Origin of the sequence: Aurantimonas aggregata (assembly GCF_010500835.1) — a bacterium.
GTDB lineage: Bacteria > Pseudomonadota > Alphaproteobacteria > Rhizobiales > Rhizobiaceae > Aurantimonas > Aurantimonas aggregata.
The window spans coordinates 188,939-214,675 of record NZ_JAAAMJ010000004.1 but is presented as its reverse complement, the minus strand read 5'-3'; the positions used below and the strand labels follow the sequence as shown (position 1 = coordinate 214,675).

The window sequence follows — 25,737 nt, the reverse complement described above, 5'->3', positions numbered from 1 at the left end:
GACTCGCTCCTGTCACATTATGGCCGCAATTCAGAGGTCGCACAAAATTGTCCCTATGTAAAGATTTCCCACGCCTTTCGCGCCAGTTGAGTTGAAGAGTTGCAGATTTGTTGGCCCGAGACCATGATGTATAATGCAGACTTATCATTTTCTACAATTTAAGGTTGTATTATCTTTTTTAGATTGACTGCGAAATTACTCGGTTGACAATTTTGACTGAAGGTATTTTCTTTTCGGGTTCTTCGGAAGAACTAGAGCCTTCTGGACATCAGGGTGCCGGTTTTCGCGTAGGATCAGTCTATGATCTTCGATCGTATGCCGATGGCCACCGCATGCAACACGTTGACTGCGTCGAGATGCTGACATGCCTGTTGGAGCAGGTCTTCCACTCGATGGGGCGTGCTGCCGAGGAGATTGGCGGCCTCCACAATCGAAGTTCCGTCTGCCATAAGCTGCAGACATGCCGCATAGTCAGGCGCCAACGGTTCGGGGTCACTTGGTGCCCACCGAGCATCATTCGAAATTGTCCTATACCCGACCATCGACCCGCTCCAAAAAGCGCTGCTACATCTCCGGGTATTCGTCGCTAGCCGCGATGCCGCGTAGCGGCACACTTCCCATCGACTCCTCGCCATTATGAACGAGTAGTCTTCTACCCTACACGGATCTGATGACTTGTATAGCGTGGTCGATGCTGCGGTTCGATACAAACTCGGTGCTCGCAAGGACATAGTGCGCAATCGGAGAGGGTCCAGTGACTGTGAGATGCTCAAACTAATCACTGAGCGAGAAGACTGCGATAGCAGCGTCATTGATGCCGTCGACGTTGTGAAGATCCTCTTGCTGCCGACTCTGCGCGAACGTTGGATCGTTCTCCTGCTTGCGCAGATTAGCCTGACCGATCCTGGACTGTTCGCGATCGACACCGATGGCCCTAGCGGAGCCCCAAGCAACCAGCGCCTCCGTGTGGCCGCCGTCGGCACAGCCGCAATCCAGCCAGACGCCTCGCAGCAGACCCATCTGCTTCAGCTTGCCCAGTCTGTAATTGAGCTTGACCTCCGGAGCTGTCGAGCCGCCGGGTGGGGAAGCATAGGGCGCTTCTTGCCCTCGGCAGCCGTGGCGTTTGTCATCATGGCGATCCTCCTCAGGTGTGATGTTGCCGCGGGAGCATCGATGGATGCGCAAGATCGTCGAGTGACAACGGTTCGGCATGGTCGCCACCGACGGTCACGGGGTCACGGCTGGGGCTCTCCTGCACGCGGTTCTTCAATCCGAGCAGCGGCGATTCCATCAAGAACCATGAGGCCGTCGACACGAGCAGGCTCAGAGCGATGGCGATCACTGCCTGGGCCCAGAGTGGGACCACGCCGAGATGCCTGATCATTGTATCGGACTGGAAGATCCCCAGAAAGAAGACGTGCGTCAGATAGATGCCGTACGAAATCTTGCCGATGAAGCGAACGAGGCTGAAATTGCTGAACCACGCGAGCGGGCCCTGCAGATCAGCGTCCGCTCTGGCGACCAGCCATGCGAAGAAGATCCCCACGGACAGATTAAAGGTAAGGTGGCGAACCACGCCATCACCCCAAAGATACCATGCCACGCCTTGGAACACGATGCAGACGATGCCGGTCCAACGCCAGATGGGGCCAGGCTGCAACGGCCGTCCCGCCTGCGATGCAGCATAGGAGAGCCCCCCAATCAGCACTCCGAGACCCAGTATTTCGAAGTTTCCGAAGAGCGAGAGTTCGAACGACCAGGGGTCGATGGGGGTCGCCAGGACGAGGTTGCGCAGCAGGAATCCCGTTGCGATGAGCAGGGCGGCCACCTTGACGGCATTGCGCCCGGACAGAATAACCAGGGCAGGCAGGAGGAGATAGAACTGCTCCTCCACCGCCAGCGACCAGAACACCAGCAGCGGGCCACCCGTGGCGGCGAGGTAGTTGCTCGCGTAGACAGCGTGCCACAGGACGAAGTCTCTGACCTCCGGCACGCCCAGCGCAAAGAGGACCAGCAGCGTCAGGTAATAGGCCGGCATGAGCCGGATGGCCCGGCCGATGTAGAATCTGCGAACGACGTCGCCGGCTGGTTGATCTTCCAGCCTTGCCAGAAGGTTGCGCGTGATCAGGAACCCGCTCAGGACGAAGAACAGGTGCACTCCGAGCGCCCCTGCCCCGATCGGGAAATGATCGCGGATCCAGGGCCCGCCGAAGTGCTCGATACAGACGAGCCCGATGGCGATTGCCCGCAGCCCGTCCAGTTGCCGTTTGTAGGCCTGCCGCACGAGCCCAGCCCTCACGTCTGGAGCGGCGACGGAGCCGGATTTTCTTGCAGGGAACTGGGCGCAGCGTTCAACTTGGTCACGAGGCCAAGAAAAGCCGCCGCGCATGCGCCCTCGATGATGACCGCGAGGGTCCATCCGAGAACCAGTCCCTGGAGCCCGCCGAATTGGGCGCCTGCCACCGCGAGGCAGACTTCCAGTAAGCCGCCGATCGCGAACCAGTACGCCGCCGTGCGCATCCGGTCGTTGAGCCTTGCCAGCGCACATGCGTGATACTTGAGCGTCAACCCGAGGAGGCTGAAGCCGAGCAAGCGGAGGCTGGAGCCGGCGATATCCGGATATGCCGGATTGAAGAAGGCGAGGATTTCCTGCGAATAGACCAGGATGACGACGGCGCCGGCGAGCGAGACGAGAAGCGATCCGAAGAGCGACACCAGGATGTTATGCCCGGCCTGATCCGGGTTCGACCTGACCACGGGGAAGAGAGCCGTCGCCGCCACCGCGGGGATCACCGCGGCCGTCGTGACCAGCATCCACAACAACGCGAAGGCGGCGGTGGTGGCCGGCGATAGCAGAACCAGCACGAGGAACGGCATGATGATGCCCGGCGCCTGGAGAGCGACATCGAGTGCGTAGTGGTCGAAAGTCTCGCGCCGGAGCCGATAAAGCAGTCTGAAATCGGGGCGACCGACGAGCCGCCGCGTTCCGCCCCGGGAGAGCAGGTCGAACACGATCCAGGATGCCAGAAGGCTTGCCACCCAGGTCAGGAGAATGGCCGCGTTCGAAACATAGCCCACGACCACAGCAGCGGCGATCAGCGCAAGCTTGAGCAGCGAGAACAGCACCTGCTGGACCATCCTGCCAACGCTGTTCAGGTTGCCGATAAGCGCATCCTCGAACAGCATGCTGACGACCGTCGCGCCGCAACCGAAGAAAAAGGCAGCGCCAACGATCCTGCCATTGATGGGACCTTCCGGACCAAGAACCAGCGTCTGGCCGATGACGAACGCGAGCGCGAGGCCGAGTGCCAACGCGAGCCCAACCAGAGTCGCGGCGCTGACGAGCTGCGGGCCCTTGCTTCGCCGAGGACCGTTTTCGCCGATAAGCAAGGTACCGATGCCCGCCTCGCTCAGGACGCCGGCAAGCCCGACGACGGAGAGAAGAGCCGAAGCACGGCCGACCGCCTCCGGCGGGAAGAACCGCGCCGCGAGCCACCAGTAGGCGAAGCCGAGTACCGCCGCAGCGAGCGTTCCGACTGCCAGAGCTCCGGAATTGACGATGAGCGTCGTGCTTTTGCGGATGGAACCACGCAGTTGCCCGATCGCCGTATTGACCTGCTCTAGAAGCACGACGGTTCTCCCAGATCCTCGCGCATCACCACAGGCTGAACGCCAGCGGCCTCCCGCAGGACGTCCCGGTAGACCTGCTCGATCCGACCGACCACGGCGGTGGATTTCAGATCCTGCACCCGGGCGAGGCTGGTCGTCGCCAGTCGCGCCAGGAGCACTGGATCATCCAGGAGGCGCTGCATGGCCTGAGCAAGCGCCGATGCGTCGCCGGGCGGCACGAGGAGGCCGGTTTCGCCCGAGCCGACGATATCCGGCATGCCGCCGATATCGGAGGCGACCACAGGCTTGCCCGAAGCCATCGCTTCCATGACAACCGTGGCGCAAGCCTCCGGACCGGTCGACGGCAGGACGCCGAAGAGCGAGCGCCGCCACGCGTGCATGATCGCGGCATGCGGCCAGGTGCCGAGAACATGGACGTTGGGCGGGAACCTCGATGGCGTGTCGGGGGTCCGGCGGCCGATCAGGACCAACGGTGGCGCCCGCTCTAGCCTGGCATAGGCTTCAAGAAGAACCCCGATGCCCTTGAGTCGCATCATGTCGCCAACGAAGAGGATGAAGCCGTTTGCCGGCAGCTTGTCCAGACACGATTCTTCGGGGCCAGGCACCCCGATCTCGTCGGGTACGAAGTTCGGAATGACTACGTGGGGCGTCGCTGTCCCGGCAAGATTGGTGTGGCGCGCCACCGCATGGCTGACCGGGATGAAGCGGTCCACGCCCCGGCGGGCAAGGAAACTGGTACCCCAGTTTCCCAAAGTCACCGCGGTTGCCTTTGCCGCCCCATAGTGGCGGGATGCACAAGGCAGGCATTTGGTCAGCGCCCGGCCGCTGCAAAGCTGCGTGCCCCTGTGCATCAGATTCTTTTTCGCGCAGACCAGCCCGTAGTCATGGAGCGTGACCACCAGCGGAATTCTGTTCGTGACGTTGACCGGGAGAAAAGAGGCGTAGATCCAGTTATGGGCATGGACGACGTCCGGGCTCTCCTGCACCATCAGACGCCTCAAAGCCAACGCCAGCTCGGGATCGGGGAAAGGCGGCGCATGGGGGCGCTCAAGATCGGCATGAATGGCCGCCAGTCGTCGCAGCGTACCGGGAAGTCGATACACGCGGACCGAGCCGTCCCATTCCACTTCGGGTGAACCGGGATGCCGCGACGTGCCCACGGCCACCGTATGACCCCGCTTGGCCAACGCTGCGCCGAGGTTGCGGACATGCCGCTCCTCGCCGCCGATCACCGGAGGATAGAATTGCGAGAGCAGCAGGATTCGCATGGACTGACTCCGTTACGTCAGGATCCCGGCACCAGCGCGGAAACACGGCGGTAAAGCTGCAGGTCGGCGAGCTTCAGCAATTTGGCCTCGGCGTTCTGCGGCCTAGCCTCTCTTGGCACCTGAACTTGCCGCGTCCACGACTCGCCGGGAGCGACTTCCAGTGACGGAAAGATCGCGAACGGGCGGCCGTCGATGGTGATTTCCAGGTCGAAATGCTGGGTGCGCGTTTCGCCGCTCCGCAGACCGACGGAGAGTTGGCCATCCGCCGACGGCAGGATCCACAGTTCGGTAAACTCGAACTGCTTCTGAGCGGCTTCGTCCCGCACGGCTAACGCATAGCCGATTGTCGCAAGCAGCGCTGCGAAGAGGAATGCCGTGACATGCCTTGCTCGCAGGCCCTCGGGCCACTGCCATTCCGGCAAACCGAAAGCGCTGCGGCGTCGCGCGGCAATGATCGAGGCCAAGACGACGACGGTTCCGAACCAGGCGGCCCATCCCAACGGGGTCAGCAGGCCTGATGCATGCAGGAAGAAGCCGCCGGCAATTCCCGCTACGAGACTCATCCCGGCCATGCAAACGAGATCTTCAAGCGTCGACCTGGTTCTGTAGCCTGCGGCCCTCAGCAGCGCGTGGCCGCTAGCAACGAGTACAAGCGGTATACCCAGGACGGTGCGAAGAAGGCTGCTGTCGCTGGAGGCGACGGCAATTACTGTCGCCGCAGCCCAGAGGCATGCCGCGAGAATATGCCGGTTGTCAGAGGAGTTCATGCAAACCCCTCACGTCGTAGATTTTGATCCAGCCATTGTCGTAGATGCGGACGACGCCGTCGACATGATCGAACTTCAGCAGCGCTTCCGGCAGCAGTGCCTCACGGTTCGAGTCCCACGGCTCGAAATAGAAGCCGAAAACCGGCCTGGACTGGGAAAGACGCATATCGACCAGCAGGAAGTCGATGTCGCTTCTCGCCAGGGCGTAGAGATTGTCGCCCTCCAGTTGCTCGGCCTCGTAAATCCGTGCGGTAGCGACGCCGTCGACGACGTCGACCCTGACGTCTTGTTGGCCATAGCCGGCCAGCAGCAGCCGATTGACACGGTCCGCGATGAAGCCGTTGCCGACGCCAAGCCACTCCCGGGTCCATCGCGCCGCCTGGATGGCCATCGGCTCCATCGACTCCGAGTCTGCCCCTGCCCTGTAGGGGCCCCGGATCGGATTGAGGGAAGAGGCCGTCACGCCGCCCATGACGATGACCGCCAAGGCAGACGCCGGCAGGACACGACGCCATCGGCGCAGCATCGGGCCTTGCCAGAAATGGACGAGGCTTACGGCGACCACGAGCCCGACGCCGAGGAAGACGAACGTTCCCATGCGATTGCCGATTTCCCATCCTCCGACCGTCAGCCGGAAGGCCATGGCAATCGGAAACCCGAAGGTCAGGACGGTCAGGAACAGGGAGCGACTGTCGCGCCAGCGTCGCTCCAGGATCTTGGCGATCGGCATCCAGCCACTGCTCGGGGCCGCCTTGACGGCCAAGGCCAGCGACCGGAAGAACCCGGTCGCCAGCCCGAGCGCCAGAAGCAGAACGGCGACGAGCGTCGTCAGCCGTGTTCCAAGCGGTTGCGGCGGTATGTCCAGAGGCTCTGTCGGGCGGGTCGTATCGGACAGGCTGCCGAGCCGCTGGAGTAGAGCCTCGAACCCCCCTTCGATCACAGGACCCAGATAATTGACAACCGGGTTGCCGCGGACACCCATCCACGCGAGCGGCAAGGCGACGGCAAAGAGGGCCAGGACCGCCGCGATCATCACGTCGCGTCGCGTCGCGTCCCGGCGCAAGATTTCGAGAATGGCAAGAGCCACGAAATAGATGATCGCATAGGTGGCGCTGAGATGATGGGTGACCGCAAGACCCGCCAGCAGAACGACGATCAGCACGGCTGCCCTCAGCCGGGAGACGTCATCGCGGTTCCTTGAGGCTGCCTCGATCGCGAAGCAAAGGAGGCACAGCACGATGCCGAGGCTCTCATAGGAAAACTTCGACGTGAACTGAACGTAAGTCGATGAGCCCATATAGACCAGGCAGGCGATGGCCGAGAGGCGGGCGGATCCGGTGATGCTCTCGAAAAGCAGGAATAGTGCGCCGACGAACACGCATCTCAGCACGGCCAGGAGCAGCGTCCCCGCCACGAAAACCGGCAGCCCGGTCATCTCGACGATCGCCGACGTCAAGATCTGCAAGCCAGGGTAGTCCGGCCCGACATCAAGCAACGGGTTGGAGGCGAACAGTCGGCCGGCCGTCGTCAGGTAGTCGGTCGCGATCCAGTGCAGGAATTCGTCGTGGTCGCTGAAGCTCGTCGGCGCATAGACGCTCTTGTAGTAGAAGAGCCCTCCCGCGAGGAGGAATAGCAGGAAGAGGCGCTCCCCCCGCGCGACCATCGGCCAGGAGATCCGGAAGGTCGTAGGGACTACCACGAGGATCACGCCGGACCAGAACAGCAAGGATGCCGCGTCTTCGCCCCGACGTCCGGCACCCTGCCCCGCGACAACGAGCAAAAGGCCGAGCGCGACAACGAGGCAAAGCGCCGAGACCCAGCGAAAATCAATCGCGCAGGATGCCTCGCCCTTGGCCGGCGCGCCGAGATCAGGTCCGATGATGGTCTCGATCAGCCGAAAGCGACTTCGGAACGTTCTTGCCTCAGTCCTTGCGGCGTTGCCGGCGGATACGGTCGACATCACGCGGGCTCTGCAGGCGGCATCCCCGCCTCGAGCGGAAGCCGCACCGGCGTCGAACCGCCCACAACTTCCCGGTACACCTCGCCGAGCGCCTGGGCGCAGGCCTCCCAGTCCGGCAGAACCATGTCGGGAACTTGCCGGCGGGACGAGAGCTCCTCGGCAATGGCCGCGGCCAGCACCTGCGACGAGGAGTTGATAGGAACACCGCGGCAAAGCCCCCTTTCGACCAATTCCAGCAGCCCGCTCGTCGTACTCACAAGGACCGGCCGGCGCAGCGCCAGCGCTTCCATCACGGCGACGGGGTGCGCTTCGTATTCGCTGAACAGCGCAAAAAGTCCGGCTCCCGCGAGGAGATCGGCCATGCGCTGCCGATCGGATCCTGGAATGGCGGAAATCGTGACTCGCTTTTCAAGCCCGAGCGTCTCGACCAGCCGCCGCAAGTCTTCCTCATATGGCCCGGTTCCGACGATGTGCAGGCGGGCATCCGGAATGCGCCGGAGAAGTTCGGGAAACGCCGCCACGATCCGGTGGTGACCCTTGTACCGCTCCAGCCTGCCGACGGAGAGCACGAGATGCCGATCCACTGTCACGCCGACACTCGGGCAGGGCATTGCCGCGCCATTCGGGATGACAATGAAGCGCTCCCGCGGCACGCCCATCCTGGCACTGAAGAAATCCGCTTCGAACTGCGAGACACCGATCAGCCGGTCGGCGCGGTTCACCAAGGGGCGCAGCAAAGCGTGCTGAGATCGACGCACCATGTTGCGCAGTCGCGAGGAGTGTCCCCCGCTGTGAAAGGTGATGATGAAAGGAGTGCCGCTTTGAACGGCAGCGCAGAGGCCGATCGGGGCCACGAACGTGCTGTAGCCCTGGAAATGGATGACGTCCCATTCCCCCTGCCTGATCGCTCGGTAGATGGCCGGCGCGATGTACAGGTCGCGGTTTTTCGGCCACGCCGGCGCGCGCCGGAGCCGCATGCCACGGACAGTTTCCTCGACCGGAAGATCGCCTGTCGGGTCGGTCGTGAGAATGTCGACCTCGTGCCCGCGCGACACCAGCCGGGGTCCGACTTCTTGGATGTGGGTTTCGATACCACCCATCAAGGGATGGCACCGGGCGGCGACCATCAGGATACGCATCGGTACCTCGCGGTTCAGGAAAGCGCTTCAAGCAGATTCCATGGTTGCCCTGCCGCTCAGGGCATGCCGTGCTGGACGAGCGGGGCCGGCGCCACAATGCGCTCACGCAGAATGGTGGTCAGGACGCGCCAGCCATCCCTGATCGCATGCAGATTGCTTTCGCCACTGATGCGCGGGGCCTCGAAGCTCGGCACCTCGACGATCGCGAGCTGGTTCTTGAGCGCGCGCACGTTGATCAGTGTCTCGATCTCGAACCCGTCGCAGTCACAGTCGAGTGTGGCGACGTGCTTTCTCCAGAAGGCGATGTACCCGTAGCAGAGATCGGAAAACACGCCGCCGTAGAGTATCCGGACTGTCAGTGTCAGGCCCCAGTTCCCGAGCATCCGGACGAACGACATGTCGCCGGTACCCGCGCCTTGCAGAAAGCGCGACCCCTTCACCAGATCGGCGCCGGCCATCAGCGCACCGACGAAAACCAGTGCTTCCTCGGGAACCATCGAACCATCTGCATCGATCATGACGATGATGTCGCCGGTGGCGGCCGCGAAGCCCGCTCGCAAGGCTGCGCCCTTGCCACGGCGACCCTCCATGACGATCGTCGCATCCGGGCGAAGCCGGCGGGCGACCATGACGGTATCGTCCGTCGATCGGCCATCCACGATGACCACTTCGTGGGCCCAGCTGGGGATACGTGGCAGAAGCCATGGCAGGTTGTTCGCCTCGTTGAGGGTTGGGATGACGAAGCTGACGCGTGGCAAAGGCAGCGATGGCGCCGCTCCGGCCTCGGGCAACGCCAGAGCCCCTGGGGGCGAAATGTCACTTCGAACCAGGATGTTCACGACAGCACCTCGCTTTCACGCTCCACGACGAATTCCGGCGTAGCGTTCGCTTTGGCCGGCACGGGCAGACGCAACCTCGGGACCCGCTTCCGGTCGGTCGCCAGATAATGAGCGAGATGCCGGGCGGGGTATCGGCTGCCGTAGACGAAGCGGCACACCGGACCGAAGCTCGGGGCCGCGGCCGGACCAACGAAGTGCAGGCCGGGAACCGACGTCTCGTAGTCTCGTGTCAGTCGCGGCGCTCCACCTGTCAGGCGGAGATCGTTGAGGATCGCGGGGCTCAGGAAGCCCAGACGGCTCACGTCGATCCTGTATCCGGTGGCAAAGACTATGTGATCCGCCTGAAGGACCTGCCGTTGTCCGGCGGCATCCGCCAGAAGCATTTCGACCCTGTCGCCTCGAACATCGGCGGAGCAGATCGTCTGGCCAAGCCGGAGCGGAACTCCGGCCATGCGTTCCTTGGCGGAGGCGCTGCCAAATGGTCCCAAGGCCTTGCCATAGGCCAGTCCGGTCCGTGCGTCCTCGGACAGAAGATGGATCAGCTGCGGATACCTGGCGCATATTGCCAGCGACCAGCCCTGCCCAATTCCACTGGTCGGAGCAGTCAGGCGCTCGACCATCGTTCGAGGTCGAGGGCGTGAGGCGAAGCGTAGTCGGCTTTGGCGCGACACAAGCGTCGTGGGTATTCCCCGTTCGTGGAGCAATGCCGCGAGATCGGTCGCGGATGCCCCGGAGCCGACGACGACGGTTTCCTTGCCATCGAGGTGCTCCAGGGAGCCATAATCGCTGCTGTGCGAGCGGAGCTGCGACGGCAGCCGCCCGACGTCCTCCGGCAGATGCCCGAACGGGCTCAAGCCGACGGCAATGACGACGCGGCGGGCGTCGACGGTCTCGCCGTCGGCAAACCTGGCGCGGAACCCGTCGGGACCCGGTTCGAGCGACGTCAAAGTCCCCCTCTCGCAAGAACCAGCGACGAAGCGTTCCTGAAAAGCCTCGCCATACTCGATGAACCGGTCGAGCGGCAGCGGTATCAACTCGTCATGATAGGGATACCCGCGCTCGGCGCAGAAGCTTCTGAGGGAGAACTGTGCATCCGGCCCCGGTATGCTTGATGCCCAAGGATAGGATTTCAACAACATGCCTGCAGGCATGTTGTTCTTCCAAACGCCCATCGTCTCACCGAAAAGACGATACTCCACTTTGCGCTTTTGCAGATGCGCTGCCAGCGAAAGCCCATATGGACCCGCTCCGATGATCGCAACATCCGTCGTGCTCAATCTGGTCAAGGCATGCTCCTGCGTGCGAGCGGAAAGCCGAGTTGGGGCGCAGAGACCGTTCGTTATCGAAGCCCTACCCGCTGAATGTCTCCGAGCATCATCCGTGGATCGAGAGGTAGCAATTCGTTAACAGTGATTAATACCTAAGTTGCAGGCATTATTTCTAATAAAATAGTTTTTGTGCCGACAAATAAAATCCTTGGCTGCAAGGTAACTCTGCATATTACTGGGGCGGTATCGTTAGATTTGTCTGCCGCGTCACTGGACGCTGGTCGCGTTAATCACGGCACGAATTTATTGCCCATCTTTCGCTCGTTCTGCGCCTTGAGCTAAACGTCAAAGTCGCGGCTGGCGATATTCGGCTAGGTTGTTGTTCGAATACGGGCCGCCCCTGGATCTGGCTGAAATGCAAATACGCAGGTCGCATCCTCGAAGACGTGTTTTCGCAGCACCATGGGACGGATGGAGTACTCCGTTGCGGTGACATGGTACCGCCGCTGCGAGCCCGGTTGATTGGTCTGGTGGTTGTCAATGGCTTCCGTTTTTCGGCCGGTAGAGGCACGAATATTCGATGCGTGCGGACGTATGAGCTCGAGATAATCACGACCGGACAAGGAGTTGCCCGCCCGAATGCTGACGGCCTTTCAGCGTGGGGTTTGTTGGCTGGTAGGCGATGGAAATCTCCTGCCCTGCCCGGGACCGCCCGAACAGGTCGATCACTTCAAGCCCGTGATGTCGATTGTAGGTGTGACACCCGGACGTACCGGCCACGATGCGGCCGACGGGCGTTTGCTCGAAAGTCAGATTGTTGAGCGCATCCACCCGGAAGAACGTCAGTCCGCCGCCATAGAAGCGGGTGCAATCCTGGACGGGCCGCAGAAGCCATTCGCCTCGCTGGAACAACGCCCCTGCCGGGCGACTGCAGCCCGCATCGATCGTCACGGGATTCTTGAAATGCGCCCGCCAAGGTTTGGTGAGACCCTCGGCACGGTAAAGGCCCAGCATGTCCCACGATGTCGATTTCCATGATCGGAGGCTGGCGAAAAACCAGAGCTTGTCGCGCTGGAAGAGCGGGGTGACGTCATAGGCCTCCAGCCCTTCGGCAAGGCAAGCCACGCGGGTCCACCGGTAAGGAAATGGTTCGGCCTTGTAGAGATAAACACTCCTGGACTCGCCCGACTCCGGGATCATCCAGATTTCTCCCGAATGCTCGAACACAAACGGGTAGGAAAGATGGTGCGGTTCTTCGAGGACGATATGAGGCGTGCTGACCTTGCCGTTCCGCTCGACGGTCGCAACCGCGATGCACCCCCGGTTGGACGCATAGGGAACGAGTTCAAGGAAGATATAATTCTGCGCTTGATGACGGAAGGGAAAGGGATCGGCGACGTAGCTCTCGCTGCCGCCGGTTAGTATCTGGAATGCTGCCTCGCCCTTGTCGAGCAGGCTGGCTGTTTCATCGAGCCGCCAGCCGATCGCCCAGCTCCTTCCTCTCCGCAGCAGCGCATCGAGGAGTTTGGCCGCTTTTCGAGCCGACATGCGCGCGGCATGCGCGAAGCAGAGAACAGATAAAGCAGGGGACGTCCTTCCGCGCGGTAGCGGCAAGTCAGGACTGGATGCCCCGCGGAAACCGACGCGGATGGCCTTGGCTATCAGTTCGGCCGCGCAGGCAAGGACGCCGTCGAGACTTGCGGAAAAGAGCTCCCGGTCGGCGCTCGCCGGATGCGCCCTCCAGGGCTCGGCGGGGCGAGCCGTGTCGTATAGCTCGACCAGCAGCTCCTGATCGCCAGCCAGGGCCGCCATCGTTCCGACCTCGCCGGGGACGCCGTTGAAGCTCGGTGTGAGGACACGGCCCGCAGCTGGCAGGATGCCTTCGCCGCTGAAATCCACGAGGACATCGATCTCGCCAACAAGGTGTGGAGGAAACATCCGGAGCTGATCTTCGACAGGATCGGTAGCCCCGTCACCTCGCGAGTCGAAGATCAGTCGCTCGAATTCCACGAGCAGTCGGCAGGGAGGAGGGAGTGGGCGGCGGCGCGTCGCGAAGCTGAGGAAGATCTCGTTGCCGGGCATTTCAGCAAGAGATTGCGCGACCCAGAGGTTCCAGCGCAGGAGCCGCGAAGGATCACATCTGAGCACGATACGCATACGACGTCTCCGGCCAAGCTCTGATGATCAATCACGCCATCCCCGAGGGCTTTTCGGCTCCCGCCAGGCCCCTTGCGGCTGGGAATGCCGATGATCGCGGCAGCTACACGCATCGGACCGAAGGCGATCTACCCCGTAGCATGGCCGAGCCTGCACGTGTGCTCATCATCCGAACTCTTAAGGATTACGAACTCTAGGCCGGAGTAATTACTGCTTCGGAAGCTTTGCATTCGTTTAGATTGCTCGTCACCTTAGATCCGGCTTGGCGATCCCTCCCAAGGTCCTGGATAACAAGATGATGTTGCGAGTACTGTCGGTTGCGCTGCTGTGCGCTTTTCCGGCGCCCTCCCTTGCAGAAGGGCCGGCGAAAGACGGGTTCGTGGAGGCATCCGGAACGCAGTTTACCTTGAACGGCCGCCCCTTCTTCATCACGGGCGTGAACATTCATTACCTTACTTATGCTTCGCCCCAAGAAGTCATCCTTGCCCTCGACGACGCGGTGGCCCTCGGCGCCAATGTCGTCCGGCTTTTCCTGCAACCCGTGATCGGCTCACTCGACGGGCGCATCCCGACAATCTGGGACTGGCGCAGCGAGGCCAGCTCCTACGACCTGGGCGTCAACGGGAACTACCTGCTTTCCTGGGACGCTCAGGCAGACAAGATGGCGATCAACGACGGCGCGAACGGCATCCAGAAGGTGGATTTCGTCATCGCCGAGGCTGCCAAGCGGGAGCTCAAGCTCGTCATCGGCTTTCTGGATTTCTGGAGCTATACCGGCGGCTCCCAGCAGATGCGGGCCTGGTACGGCAGCTCGAGCGAGGACGAATTCTTCTTCAGCGACCCGCGCCCGAAGCAAGATTACGTCACCTGGGTCGACTTCGTCGTCAACCGGGTCAATCCGCTGACCGGCCTCGCCTACCGCGACGACCCGACCATCATGGCCTGGGAACTGATGAACGAGGGCTACGCCAAGCCGGAGGCGCTACGCCTGTCCTGGACCGCGGAGATGTCGGCGCACATCAAGTCCATCGATCCCAACCACCTTGTCAGTTCCGGACATGCGAACGTCTTGGAACGACTGTCTGATCTGACGATCCCGACGCTGGATTTCGGGACCTGGCACGGGTACCCGCTCTATTACGACTTGAGCGTTCAGGACTTCGACACGCTGATCGGCGAGTTCTGTGAAATGGCGGCGCTCGCTGACAAGCCGGTCCTTCTGGAGGAGTTCGGCTACGCCCGTTCCAATCCCGACATGCTGCAAGCCTATGGCATGTGGCTCGACACGCTCGCGCGAAATCCCGATTGCGCCGGATGGATGATCTGGCGCCTGGCATCGCGGCAGGATGACGGCCAGTATCCGGTGGACGAGTACGACCAGTTCGACATCCGCAACGACGGCAGCCCGTTGTGGACATTGGTTCAGGCGGCAGCTTCCCGCGGGGCCTGGCGTGTCGAACCTTCGACAATCGGCTCTCTGCGCGATGACGACCGGAGGGCTCGCCGATGAACATCGCACCGGTTTCTACGGGTACGGCGACAGCAGACTCCTCCAGGATGTCCGTCGTGATCTGCGCGCACACGCTCGATCGATGGAACGAGCTGTCCGGCGCCGTCGCCTCCGTGATCGCCCAGGACCGCGCTCCGCATGAAATCATCGTGGTCATCGACAACAACGAGGCCTTGCGCCAGCGTGCGACCCGGACATTCGTGAATGCGACGGTCCTGGCGAACACCGGCGAGCCAGGCCTTTCAGGGGCGCGAATGACGGGCGTCGACCATGCGACGGGCGACCTGATCGCGTTTCTGGACGATGACGCAGTGGCGGAAGCCGGTTGGCTGACGGCCCTGATCGAATCCTATCGTGACCCGGCCGTCCTCGGAGTTGGCGGCCCCGTGGAACCGCTGTGGCGGACCAGGAGGCCCTACTGGTTTCCGACGCAATTCGACTGGGTCATTGGCTGCACCTATGACGGCATGGACATCCGGAACGGACGCATCCGCAACCCGATCGGCGCAAACATGTCAGTGCGGACGGACGTTCTTCGCCGGACGGGCGGATTTTCGTCGCATCTCGGGCGTCGCAAGCTTGGCTTCTCGGTCAGCGGCAAGGCCCGGACCGGCGGCAAGGCCGAGAGCTGCGAAGAGACCGAATTCTGCATACGCGCCTGCCGCCTGTATCCGGGTGGCTACTTCGCATTCCACCCGCGCGCGCGGGTGCTTCACATCGTGCCTGCCCAGCGGGCGACCTGGAAGTATTTCGTCAACCGCTGCCTGGTCGAAGGAATGGCAAAGGCGACCGTGGCCGGGTTGGCCGGAGCCAAAGGATTGAATGCGGAGGGTCGCTACGTTCGCCAGGTCCTGCCCCGCGCAGTCGCAGAAGATCTCATGGCGGCGTTGAGCGGAGAGGGCCGGGCCGCCGCTCGGGCCGGAGCCATCACCGTAGGTTTCCTGCTCACCGCGTTTGCCTACGCCAGAACGCGGCTCATGGGCTTCCAGCTTTTCCCCGGACGGCCTGAAACCGGAAGTCAGACACTCTAGGCTGCGGCACTGCGGCCAACCCTTGGACAGCGTGCACGGAAGGAACACTCCCATGACAGTAATGGTGACCGGAGGAGCCGGCTTCATTGGCGGTCATGTCGTGCTGGCGCTTCTTGATCGCGGCGAAGTGCCGCTCGTGCTCGACGATCTGTCTACCGGCTCACGCAGTGCGGTCCCTGCCGGGGTGCCTTTCCATGTCGGAGATGTCGGCGACATGAAACTGACGTCGCGCCTCGTCCGAGAGTATGGCGTTGAAGCGATCCTGCATTTCGCCGGCAAGATCGTCGTGCCGGAGTCGATCCTCGATCCTCTTGGCTACTACCTGGCAAACACACTCAAGACGCATGCGCTCCTGAACGTCGCGGTTCAGACGGGCGTCAAGCATTTCGTCTTATCGTCGACGGCGGCCGTCTATGGCGACCCGCGCAGCATCCCGGTCACCGAGACCGCTGACACGCTGCCACTTTCGCCCTACGGCAGATCCAAACTGATGACCGAGCAGATGCTTGCCGATGTCGACGCCGCGTATGGGCTGCGTCATGTGGCGTTGAGATACTTCAATGTCGTCGGTGCAGACCCCGATCGGCGTCACGGGCAGTCGACCCCGCAGGCAACCCATCTGTTCAAGGTCGCGCTTGAGGCGGCGCTCGGGCGGCGCTCCCATCTCGACATCTATGGCAGCAGCTATCCCACTCCCGACGGCACCTGCATTCGAGACTACATTCACGTGTCGGACCTGGCACGCGCTCATTTGGCAGTCCTGGATCATCTCCGTAGCGGCGGCGCATCCCGAATATTCAATTGCGGCTACGGCCGGGGCTATTCGGTTGCGGAGGTCGTCGAGGCGGTCAAGGCGGTCACGGGCACCGACTTCGAGGTCCGCCGCGCTCCGCCCCGGCCCGGGGATCCGGCCGAGATAGTCGCCGATAGCAACGAACTCTTGAAGCTTGGATGGGAGCCGGAACTGAACGACTTGCGAACCATGGTGGACGATGCCTGGCAATGGGAACGGAAGCTGGCCGTTTCTCGAACCACCGAACAGATAGATCCCGGTATTTCACCATCTATTCCTATCGTTGCCTGAATTTAATGAAATTAACAACGAATATTACATGGATATGTTTGCTTGTATTTGTAGAGCAATAGAGAAATCTTGTTTCCCCTGTTTGATTGGACCAGACCCATGGGCGAGCAACAAATGATGCGCGATCAATTAGGAGATCCGAAGATTCTCCAACGTGCGCCGAAAAGACGGGGCAGGCGCATCATCCTTCTGCTCAGTATTGGAGCGCTGGCTGTTGCGGGCGCGGCGGCAGGCAAACCGTACGTCGAGAAAAATCCGGCTTATCAGCGTCTCGTATCGACGGCGCAGGCTCAGATGGCTCCCTTGTCGGCACAGATCGGCAAGTTCTGGGACCGTTATGTGCCAGAAGGCGATTTATTTGCCGCTTTGAGAACGGAGGTCTCGCAAACCTCCGCCAGGTTAGGGCGAAACCCGGCCAACCTGCCTCAGGAAGACAAGGCGTCGGGGGCGGCGGATCAGGCGGAGATCGACAGTGAACGAGAGCCGGCGTTGGACGTGGAACATCCAGCGTCAAGACTTGCCGATCGTTCTCCGGCGAGCCTGGCAGAGCGCCCTCACCCGCTGCCCGCCGTGTCAAATCCTCGAGCGCTTGGTGTCGGAGACAGCCTGAAAGTCGTCATTTACGAGCGAGTGGCGACCGAGGACGACAAATGGGGCCGTCCGACGTCCGCACTGACCGGCATACAGCAGCGTCCGGAACTGAGCGGCGACTACATTGTGCAGGAGGACGGCAACATCGCCGTTCCTCTCCTCGGCGTCGTTCCGGCCGCCGGCCGTTCAGAAAGTGAGGTGCAGTCCGCGCTCAGTGGCGCCTTTGAAGATATGCTCGGACGCCGGCCGCTCGTGAATGTGATGCTTTCAGCGCGCGCGCCGATCTATGTCCTCGGTCCGGTCAGAGCCCCGGGATCCTTCAAATACGTTCCCGGAATGACGGTGCTGCACGCAATTGCGCTCGCCGGAGGCCTCGATCCGCGTATCAGTGATCCCTGGCAGAATATCGAAGCGATCCGGGCGACAGAGACGCGGGAAGAAATGTCCGGATCAATGCTGAAGATGCTCGCGAGAGCCGCCGTCCTGAGAGCGGAGCGCGACGTGACAACGCCCGTCGCGCCGCCTCAACTCGTGGCAATGGCTGGCGCCGCACAAGCCGACAACCTCATCAACGAGCAGATCGACCGGCGCCGGGCCATTGTCCTGGCTCAGGAGTTCCGCAAGCAGACGGCGATGAACGCCATCGAGGCGGCGACGCATGATGTGCGGATCTACGCCCGGATGGATTCGCTTGAGGATCTCGTCAAGATACGCCGGGAGCGAATGGACAACATAAGGTCGCTGGTCCAGCGCAAGGTCCTCGATTCCGACGCGCTTTCGCAGGCGCAGGCCGAACTGGCAGACGCCGAGGAGCGCCGTCACGAGGCCTTCAACCAGTATCTTTCGGCCAAACAGCGTCTTGCGACGCTTCAGGCGGAAACGCTTAAGGCCCAGTCCGAGATCGCCAGCGAACTCGCAGGCGAAGTCGAAGAAACCCAGCGCCAGATCGTTGAAAGCCAGCGCGAATTGGACACCAGTGACGAAATCCTGAGCGCTCTGCCCGGGACCCGGTCGCCATCGACATCCACGGGAAAACGGCAGACGATCTACCGGGTTGTTCGGCAGACAGATGGACGCCCCGTCGAGATCCAAGCCTCGGGCATGACCGTCCTGGAACCGGGTGACCTCGTCAATATCGCCGAGGACGCCAGCCAGCCCCTCCATGCTCCGACGCCTGAACCGAGCGGGCAGATAACAGGCACACCGTTAGCGAGCGTAAACACGCAGACCGTCACCAGCAACTAGACTCAGGCGGCTCGGATTACCGCCTCGCCAATAGGGTGCATAGCAACGCGGGACCGTTAGCCGGTACAGGCGCCGACCGGCACCAGTCGTCATAGGCAAACGGAAAGCTAGTCGTCAGTGGGTGGTCGCGGCCAAAGCCAGGCTCTGATCCAGCAGGGCCGATATACCGACGTGAGACCCGGCGTCCAACACGCCGGACGAACTCTCAGCAACGCGCGGAAGCGACTGTCGGTTGTCTCCTCCCACAGATCCTGTTCGCCAACTTGCGGGCGAACGACGACGCCGCTATCACAGGTTCCAGCTTCAGCTGGTACCGACCATAATGGGCATCCGGCGTCCGCATAGCGCGATCTAAGAGGTGTCCGGCCAGTGACCCGCCGCCGCTGATCGCGATCTTCCGCCTTCGCAGCCGCATTAGCCGGCGCTCCCCAGCCGCCCGCCCCGACCGAGGTCTAAACGAGTCGGACTTTGGTCGATGAATGTCGCCGACCAAAGTTGCCACGTTTTCTTGGACCTTCCTCCCTAACGCACTCTTTAGCATTCAGTAAACTGTTCTCCCGTGCCGGCCCCGCCGGCGATGTCGGTAATTCATCCGGGCGCAGCCTTAGCTGAGTTAGCTAAGTTAGCACAATAATGTTATTTCTGTTATATTATATATATGTTATGAATTAGATCGATCTTCTTATATTAATATTGAATTATGCAGTATTTATAAATTTTGTCGTCATTATCTCGGTAATTGATTGGAAGCCACGCACGCACAGTTGGGGGATTGGCAATGGCAAAACGCATCTTCGTGGCGATATGCGAGAGCAATCCCGTATTTCGGGCGGGGCTCGCTTCCCTCCTCAAGGAGGAGAGCTTTCGCGTATGCGCCATCGTCTCCGAGTTCCAGGACCTCGACATAAAGCCGCGCAAATGGCCCGATGAACTCATTGTTCTTGTCGGGTACCATCGAGACACGGTCTTGGACGAAGAAGGTGTGGTTCGTCTGCATCAGGCCAACCCCGGAGCCCATATCGTCCTTCTGGCAGAGAGCATATCCGAGGAGTGTCTACGTCAGGCAGAGGCTGCAAGGGCCCATGGTATCCTGGTTCGCTCGGTCTCGCAGGATGTCCTGGTAAAGAGCCTCGAACTCATCGCGCTGGGGGGATGTGTTTACTCGTCGGTGTCGATGGGAGTTGTGAACAGGCTCGGCGCCTCCGAGGGGGACGGGCGGCAGGTGGTGTCAGCCAGTGAGCGGCGCTTTCGTGCTGCCAAAGAGCCTGATGGTGTTCCTTCGGCTAATAATGGCGATGGAGCCCCGCCAAATCGCCAAGTTTCCGAGCATGCTGTTCCTGCACAAGAAAATTCCAGGACGGTCAGCGGTTGGGGAGATCAGTCTGCTTCATCTCGAAAGGAGCGTCTTTCCGAGCGAGAGATGGAAATCCTCAACTATCTATCCAGCGGATTTTCGAACAAGGTCATCGCCCGGAAATGCTGCATCAGCGACGCTACCGTGAAGGTTCATGTCAAATCTATATTACGAAAGCTAGGTGTCTCGAATCGCACCCAAGCTGCCGTGTGGGCGATGCACAATATTGAAGCCGATGCCGCATTTGCGACCGCAATCAAGCCTGTAAACGAGAATAAAATGGAGGTAAGTTCTGCGATTCTGCGCACCGGCGATCCGCTTGATAGTCGTACGGAACTCATTCCTCGACGAAGTGGAACGAATGGGCTCTGCTGATCAACCGGAAGCGGTTTTTTTGCGTAATGCCACCGCCGCCTGCTTCTATCGCAGGACGCCTTCAAGTTGTGACCGCGATTCTCGTTCTGGCGATCATCCACCTCCATTGATACGCCGGCGTGCTGTGGCCAGATCGCGCATCCCGTCCAACGAGCTAGTAGTTTTTGATTATCGATTTTCCGGACTCGTCAATGGTCATCATCACGAGCGGTAACTGGGCGCGCTCGGATATATACTATCAGAGATATTTCATGTCGTAACGTTTCAGTAGCGCTACTATAAGATCCCGAGCCTTGATCTTGTGATCCTGCGCCATCTGACGGGCGCCGGCAGCATCGCCGCCCCGCACCGCATCCAAAATGAGCCGGTGCTCGCCGATGGAATGCACCGGTTTCGGCCGGAAGCGCAGGGTCAGCCGCCGGGCCCGGTAGGACTGGTCGATATTGATCCGCGCGATCTTGGCGAGCCGGCTGTTGCCGCTCCCCTCGACGAGCACGGCGTGGAACCGCGCATCGACATCTGCCCAGCGGGCAAGGTCGTCGCGATCGAGGGCCTCGACGAGCTCTTCGTTCAGGGCTTCGAGATCGTCGCAGACCGCCTGCCGGGCGGCCGCCGGTTGCTCGGCCAGCAGCAGCGCCGCCATCCCCTCGACGGCGATGATAACGTCGTAGACTTCCCGCATGTCGTCCGGCGACAGGCTGCTTATGACCACGCCCCGCTTCGGCCGAAGCTCGACCATGCCTTCGCTCTGAAGGCGGATGATTGCCTGGTGCACCGGGGTCCGGCTCATGCCGAGCCGGTGCGCCATCTCCAGTTCCGAGCCCTGAAACCCCGGCGGAAACATGCCGTCGCGGATCGCCTGTTTCAGCGCGTCATAAGCCGCTTCGACCAGAGGCGGCTTGCGCTCGACACTGTCGGTTTCGAAGAGCGCGGCGGCATCGGACATATGGGGCTCCCTGTGCGAAGCCAGTCTATCGCGGCCCCTTCGGTGGCGCAAATGATGCATGCTCTGATGCATGCATCAACGAACGCAAGATTGACATTCGGCAAATGATTGTCCCAGATAGCGCCGACGCACCCTCTCCGGCTGGGAGGCCGAGGGTGTCGTCATCGATGATCCAGGGAGGATTCCAGATGAAATTCACGACCATTCTTGCCGGTGCCGCGATGTCGATCGTGCTGTCGGCGGTGCCCGCCGTAGCGCAGGACTACCCGACCAAACCGGTCAACTACATCATTCCGTTCAACGCAGGCGGCGAGTCCGACATCGCGGCGCGCCTGCAGCAGCCGGTATTCGAGAAGCAGACCGGCCAGAGCATGGTCGTGCAGTATCTCGAAGGCGCCGGCGGCGCCCAGGCCTGGTCGCAGCTGAACGGCATGGAGGGCGACGGCTACACGATCATGGGCACCAACCTGCCCCACATCATCATGCAGCCGATGGCCCAGGACGTCGGCTACAAGACCGAGGACCTGACCAACGTCTACTTCTTCCACTACACGCCGGACGCGATCATCGTGCCGGCCGACAGCCAGTTCCAGACCCTCGAGGAACTCGTCGCCTACGCCAAGGAAAACCCGGGCCTCGTGACCTTCTCCGGCTCCGGCACCAATTCGGCCAACCACGTCGCCAAGGAAACCTTCGACCGGCTCGCCGGCGTCACCACGACCTACATCCCGTTCTCCGGCACCAGTCCGGCGACTACCGCCGTGCTCGGCAACCAGGTGCAGGCGGGGTTCAGCTACACCACCGCCGCCCTCAACCAGAGTGACGCGGTCCGCGTGCTCGCCGTCGCGGCTGACGAGCGCGTCCCGAGCTTCCCGGATATTCCGACATTCAAGGAGCTCGGCTACGACATGACCGGCGGCGCCTATCGCGGCGTGGCCGTTCCGAACTCGGCTTCCGAGGAAGTGCGCCAGCAGGTTTCCGACATGATCGGCGAGATCAATGCCGACCCGGACTTCGTCCAGAAGATGAAGGATGGCGGCTTCGTCGTCATCGACGTGCCCTATGGCGAGATGGAAGCCTTCATGGGCGAGCGGCGCGCCGAGTACGAGGAAACCGCCAAGCAGATGGGTATCACCCAGAACTGATCCGGCATCCGGTCCGGGCGGAAGCGCAGCTGACGCTTCCGCCCTTTCATCCTCGCGCCATCTGAAGCGGACGCCATGGACAAGCTCGTCTACCTCGCCGAGGCCCTGACGCTGACAAATCTCGGCCTTGCCCTGATCGGGGTTGTCGCCGGTATCGTCATCGGTGCCATGCCCGGTCTTTCCGCGACGATGGCCGTCGCGGTCCTCGTGCCCTTCACCTTCACCATGGATCCCGCCTCCGGCCTGATCGTGCTCGGCGCGATCTATACCGGCGCCATCTACGGCGGCTCCTACTCGGCCATCCTGGTCAACACGCCCGGCACGCCGTCGGCCATCGCCACAACGTTCGACGGCTTCCCGATGGCCAAGCGCGGCGACGGCGCGCTCGCCGTCAGCCTGGCGACACTCGCCTCGGTCACCGGGGGGCTGGTGGGCGCGCTGCTCCTGATGTTCCTGGCGCCACCGCTGGCGCAGGTCGCCCTCGCCTTCGGCCCGCCCGAGTATTTCTGGCTGGCGGTGTTCGGCCTGACGCTGATCTCGGCGCTCTCCGTCGGCAACCTGCTCAAGGGCATGATCGGCGCCTGTCTCGGGCTGCTGCTGTCGATGGTCGGCATCGCGGTGATCGGCGCGGACGTGCGCTTCACCATGGACAGCCAGATCCTGCTCGGCGGCATCAACATCGTCGCCGGCCTGATCGGCCTCTACTGCATTCCCGTGCTCATCGACCTCGTCGCCACGCGCGACCCGCATCTTCGGGTCGCCGCGGAGAGCGGCGGCTTCCGCCTCAAGGAGGCGTTCGCGATCACGATGAAGGAGAAGGTCAACCTGATCCGCTCGTCGCTGATCGGCACGATCGTCGGCATCCTGCCGGGCGCCGGCGGCTCGGTGGCGAGTCTCGTCTCGTATTCGGAGGCGCGCCGCTCCTCCAAGCACCCCGAGCGCTACGGCACGGGCGAGCCGGGCGGGATCATCGCCACCGAGTCGGCCAACAACGCCACCGTCGGCGGCGGCTTCATCCCGACCCTCGTCCTCGGCATTCCCGGCACGCCGCCGGACGCGGTCATCCTCGGTGCGCTGCTGGTCCAGGGTATCCGCATCGGACCGACCCTGTTCACCACCCAGGGCTCGATCGTCTACACCTTCATCTTCGGCCTGATCATCGGCACGCTGATCATGCTGCCGGTCGGCCTGCTGATCGGCCGCTATGCCTACAAGAGCATCGTGGCGATCCCGAAATCGGCGCTGGTGCCGACCATCGCCTTCATGACCGTGGTCGGCAGCTTCGCCATCCACAACAACCTCAACGACGTGGCGGTAATGCTCGGCCTCGGCGTCGTCGGCTGGCTGCTCAACCGGACCGGCTATTCGCCCTCGCCGATCGTGCTCGGCCTGGTGCTCGGCCAGATCGCCGAGCAGGGCTTCGTCCAGAGCTATCTGATCGGCAATGCCCAGGGGAACGTCCTCGGCATGTTCTTCGGCCGGCCGATCTCGATGGCGATCGTCGCCTTCGCCGCGCTGACCCTGTTCTATCCGCTGATTGCCGCCGCGATCGGCGCCAGGCGGGCCCGCAAGTCCCATACCGACATCACCGTGGAGAGCCGCGATGGCCAGCCTTAGAAAGCCGCACGACGTGCCGGGAACGATCCTGGCCGCCCTGTTCGTCGCGCTCGGCGCCTTCCTGATCCTGCAGACCGGCAACATGTCCCCGATGGGCTCGGTCTTTCCGATCACCGTCTCGGTCGCGATGATCGTCTTCGCGCTGGCGCTCATCCTGCGCAATGTCGTCCTTGGCATGCGCCCTGTTCCGGCGGCGGCGGACGAGGCGCCAGGCGAGGCGCAGCCCGAGGCCAGCCACGAGTCGATGCCGCGCCGCCTGCTGTTCCTGCTGGCGATGATCGTCTGGATCGTGCTGATCCCGATCCTCGGCTTCTTCGTGTCGAGCGTGCTGGCCTATTTCGCGATCATGCTCGTGGCGACCCATGACCGCATGTCGCTCCGCGAGGGCGCCGCCCTCGTGGTCATCGGCCTTGCCATCCTCACCGTCTTCTACCTGGTGATGGCGAGGGTCCTGCTCATCCCGATGCCGACCGGCATGTTCCTCTAGACCGGCCGCGCCTGCGCACCTTGGCGCGGAACCTGAAAATACGGAGTACCCCCGCATGTCCGCAACCAACCGCCTGAAGATCGCGACCATTCCCGGCGACGGCATCGGCCGCGAGGTCGTGCCCGAAGGCATGCGCGTGCTCGAAGCCGTCGGCCGCCGGTTCGATATCGGCTTCCAGTTCGACGAGGTCGACTGGAGCTGCGACTACTACAGGAAGCACGGGCGGATGATGCCGGAGAACGGCCTCGAGCAGTTCCGCAAGCACGATGCGGTGTTCCTCGGCGCGGTCGGCTGGCCAGAAGTTCCCGACCACGTCTCGCTCTGGGGCCTGCTGATCCCGATCCGCCGCGACTTCAACCAGTATGTGAATTTGCGGCCGGTCCGCCTCTTGAAGGGCACCACCAGCCCGCTCGCCAATCGCGGCCCCGAGGACATCGATTTCTACGTCGTGCGCGAGAATGTCGAAGGCGAATATTCCGAGGCCGGCGGCCGGCTCTATCGCGGCACCGAGAACGAGCTCGCCATCCAGGAATCGATCTTCACGCGTCGCGGCGTCGACCGGGTGCTGCGCTACGCCTTCGAGCTGGCCCGGACGCGGCCGCGCAGGCAGGTGACCTCGGCGACGAAGTCGAACGGCATCATCCACACCATGCCGTTCTGGGACGAGCGCTTCGCCGCGATGAAGGCGGAATACCCCGACATCGCCACTAGCCAGTACCATATCGACATCCTCTGCGCGCATTTCGTCCAGCATCCGGACTGGTTCGACGTCGTCGTCGGCTCGAACCTTTTTGGCGACATTCTGTCGGATCTCGGCCCGGCGGTGGCCGGCTCGATCGGCATCGCCCCTTCGGCCAACATCAATCCCGAGGGCGACTTCCCGTCGATGTTCGAGCCGGTGCACGGCTCGGCACCGGACATCGCCGGCAAGGGCATCGCCAATCCGATCGGCCAGATCTGGTCGGCGGCGATGATGCTCGAGCATCTCGGCCACAAGGACGCCGCCGACGCCGTGATCGCGGCGATCGAGACGGTGATCGCCGACCCCGCCTCGCGGACCCGCGACATGGGCGGCAAGGCCAACACCGCCGAATGCGGCGAGGCAATCGCTAGCGTGATCTCGGCGGGGTGATGTTGCCGGCATGGGGCGGCTGAGGCCGGATACCCCCTCTGCCCTGCGCGGAGGGACATACCCCCCTCTGCCCTGCCGGGCATCTCCCCCACAAGGGGGGAGATCGGATGCTTCACGGACCCAGCCTACCTGGCAAACCGAAGTGAACTCTCGAACCTTGCGAAGAACTGCGGCATCCGAGCGGGATCGATC

The 25,737-nt window shown here is 62.3% G+C and carries 20 protein-coding genes; 9 read left to right on the top strand and 11 right to left on the bottom strand.

The window, feature by feature from the left end; translation table 11 throughout:
* Positions 1-774: 774 nt before the first annotated feature.
* From GTW51_RS08830 to GTW51_RS08785, 10 genes are all read right to left on the bottom strand, one after another.
* Complete coding sequence (locus GTW51_RS08830; protein ID WP_163043541.1) at positions 775-1,185, bottom strand: class I SAM-dependent methyltransferase; 411 nt, start codon at positions 1,183-1,185, stop codon at positions 775-777.
* Positions 1,145-2,284, bottom strand: a complete 1,140-nt coding sequence (locus tag GTW51_RS08825) for an acyltransferase family protein (RefSeq protein WP_163043540.1) — start codon at positions 2,282-2,284, stop codon at positions 1,145-1,147. Before GTW51_RS08825 ends, GTW51_RS08830 begins: the two co-directional genes overlap by 41 nt.
* A gap of 11 nt (positions 2,285-2,295) precedes the next feature.
* On the bottom strand, positions 2,296-3,630 hold the full coding sequence (locus GTW51_RS08820) for an oligosaccharide flippase family protein (RefSeq protein WP_163043539.1): 1,335 nt from the start codon (positions 3,628-3,630) through the stop codon (positions 2,296-2,298).
* On the bottom strand, positions 3,621-4,898 hold the full coding sequence (locus GTW51_RS08815; protein WP_163043538.1) for a glycosyltransferase family 4 protein: 1,278 nt from the start codon (positions 4,896-4,898) through the stop codon (positions 3,621-3,623). Before GTW51_RS08815 ends, GTW51_RS08820 begins: the two co-directional genes overlap by 10 nt.
* A 17-nt stretch (positions 4,899-4,915) precedes the next feature.
* Entirely contained in the window at positions 4,916-5,665 is a 750-nt protein-coding gene (locus tag GTW51_RS08810) for a hypothetical protein (RefSeq protein ID WP_163043537.1), read from the bottom strand.
* Positions 5,652-7,625, bottom strand: coding sequence for a hypothetical protein (locus GTW51_RS08805; RefSeq protein WP_163043536.1), 1,974 nt, complete (start codon positions 7,623-7,625; stop codon positions 5,652-5,654). Before GTW51_RS08805 ends, GTW51_RS08810 begins: the two co-directional genes overlap by 14 nt.
* On the bottom strand, positions 7,625-8,764 hold the full coding sequence (locus GTW51_RS08800; protein WP_163043535.1) for a glycosyltransferase family 4 protein: 1,140 nt from the start codon (positions 8,762-8,764) through the stop codon (positions 7,625-7,627). Before GTW51_RS08800 ends, GTW51_RS08805 begins: the two co-directional genes overlap by 1 nt.
* 56 nt (positions 8,765-8,820) lie before the next feature.
* Positions 8,821-9,603 carry a glycosyltransferase family 2 protein gene (locus GTW51_RS08795; protein ID WP_343033974.1) on the bottom strand — a complete coding sequence of 261 codons (783 nt, stop codon included), beginning with the start codon at positions 9,601-9,603 and terminating at the stop codon, positions 8,821-8,823.
* Positions 9,600-10,889 (bottom strand): FAD-dependent oxidoreductase, encoded by a 1,290-nt coding sequence (locus tag GTW51_RS08790; RefSeq protein ID WP_163043534.1) that lies wholly within the window; start codon positions 10,887-10,889, stop codon positions 9,600-9,602. The genes GTW51_RS08795 and GTW51_RS08790 overlap by 4 nt, the downstream gene beginning before the upstream one ends.
* A gap of 591 nt (positions 10,890-11,480) precedes the next feature.
* A complete protein-coding gene (locus GTW51_RS08785; protein WP_163043533.1) occupies positions 11,481-13,028 on the bottom strand; it encodes a glucosamine inositolphosphorylceramide transferase family protein in 1,548 nt (515 codons plus the stop codon).
* Between the two features lie 295 nt (positions 13,029-13,323).
* Between GTW51_RS08785 and GTW51_RS08780 the strand changes: the two genes are divergently transcribed.
* From GTW51_RS08780 to GTW51_RS23870, 5 genes are all read left to right on the top strand, one after another.
* The gene (locus GTW51_RS08780) at positions 13,324-14,538 is read left to right on the top strand and encodes a glycoside hydrolase 5 family protein (RefSeq protein WP_163043580.1); all 1,215 of its coding nucleotides are present in this window, start codon (positions 13,324-13,326) and stop codon (positions 14,536-14,538) included.
* On the top strand, positions 14,535-15,569 hold the full coding sequence (locus GTW51_RS08775; protein WP_163043532.1) for a glycosyltransferase family 2 protein: 1,035 nt from the start codon (positions 14,535-14,537) through the stop codon (positions 15,567-15,569). Before GTW51_RS08780 ends, GTW51_RS08775 begins: the two co-directional genes overlap by 4 nt.
* Positions 15,570-15,621: 52 nt before the next feature.
* Positions 15,622-16,653 (top strand): UDP-glucose 4-epimerase GalE, encoded by a 1,032-nt coding sequence (gene galE, locus GTW51_RS08770; RefSeq protein ID WP_163043531.1) that lies wholly within the window; start codon positions 15,622-15,624, stop codon positions 16,651-16,653.
* A 99-nt stretch (positions 16,654-16,752) separates the two neighbouring features.
* The gene (locus GTW51_RS08765) at positions 16,753-18,489 is read left to right on the top strand and encodes a polysaccharide biosynthesis/export family protein (RefSeq protein ID WP_163043530.1); all 1,737 of its coding nucleotides are present in this window, start codon (positions 16,753-16,755) and stop codon (positions 18,487-18,489) included.
* A gap of 778 nt (positions 18,490-19,267) precedes the next feature.
* Entirely contained in the window at positions 19,268-20,218 is a 951-nt protein-coding gene (locus GTW51_RS23870; RefSeq protein WP_246232808.1) for a response regulator transcription factor, read from the top strand.
* 238 nt (positions 20,219-20,456) lie between these two features.
* On the opposite strand, the gene GTW51_RS08755 is transcribed toward GTW51_RS23870, so the two are convergent.
* Positions 20,457-21,164: a GntR family transcriptional regulator gene (locus GTW51_RS08755; RefSeq protein ID WP_163043529.1), complete on the bottom strand. Its 708-nt coding sequence runs from the start codon at positions 21,162-21,164 to the stop codon at positions 20,457-20,459.
* A 188-nt stretch (positions 21,165-21,352) separates the two neighbouring features.
* On the opposite strand from GTW51_RS08755, the gene GTW51_RS08750 reads away from it, so the two are divergent.
* The 4 genes from GTW51_RS08750 (at position 21,353) to GTW51_RS08740 (ending at position 25,545) form a co-directional block, all read left to right on the top strand.
* Positions 21,353-22,309: a Bug family tripartite tricarboxylate transporter substrate binding protein gene (locus GTW51_RS08750; RefSeq protein WP_163043528.1), complete on the top strand. Its 957-nt coding sequence runs from the start codon at positions 21,353-21,355 to the stop codon at positions 22,307-22,309.
* Between the two features lie 75 nt (positions 22,310-22,384).
* Positions 22,385-23,926 (top strand): tripartite tricarboxylate transporter permease, encoded by a 1,542-nt coding sequence (locus GTW51_RS08745; RefSeq protein ID WP_203565973.1) that lies wholly within the window; start codon positions 22,385-22,387, stop codon positions 23,924-23,926.
* A complete protein-coding gene (locus tag GTW51_RS23515; protein WP_203565972.1) occupies positions 23,913-24,413 on the top strand; it encodes a tripartite tricarboxylate transporter TctB family protein in 501 nt (166 codons plus the stop codon). The genes GTW51_RS08745 and GTW51_RS23515 overlap by 14 nt, the downstream gene beginning before the upstream one ends.
* Before the next feature lie 55 nt (positions 24,414-24,468).
* The gene (locus GTW51_RS08740) at positions 24,469-25,545 is read left to right on the top strand and encodes a tartrate dehydrogenase (RefSeq protein WP_163043527.1); all 1,077 of its coding nucleotides are present in this window, start codon (positions 24,469-24,471) and stop codon (positions 25,543-25,545) included.
* The last annotated feature ends 192 nt before the right edge of the window (positions 25,546-25,737 follow it).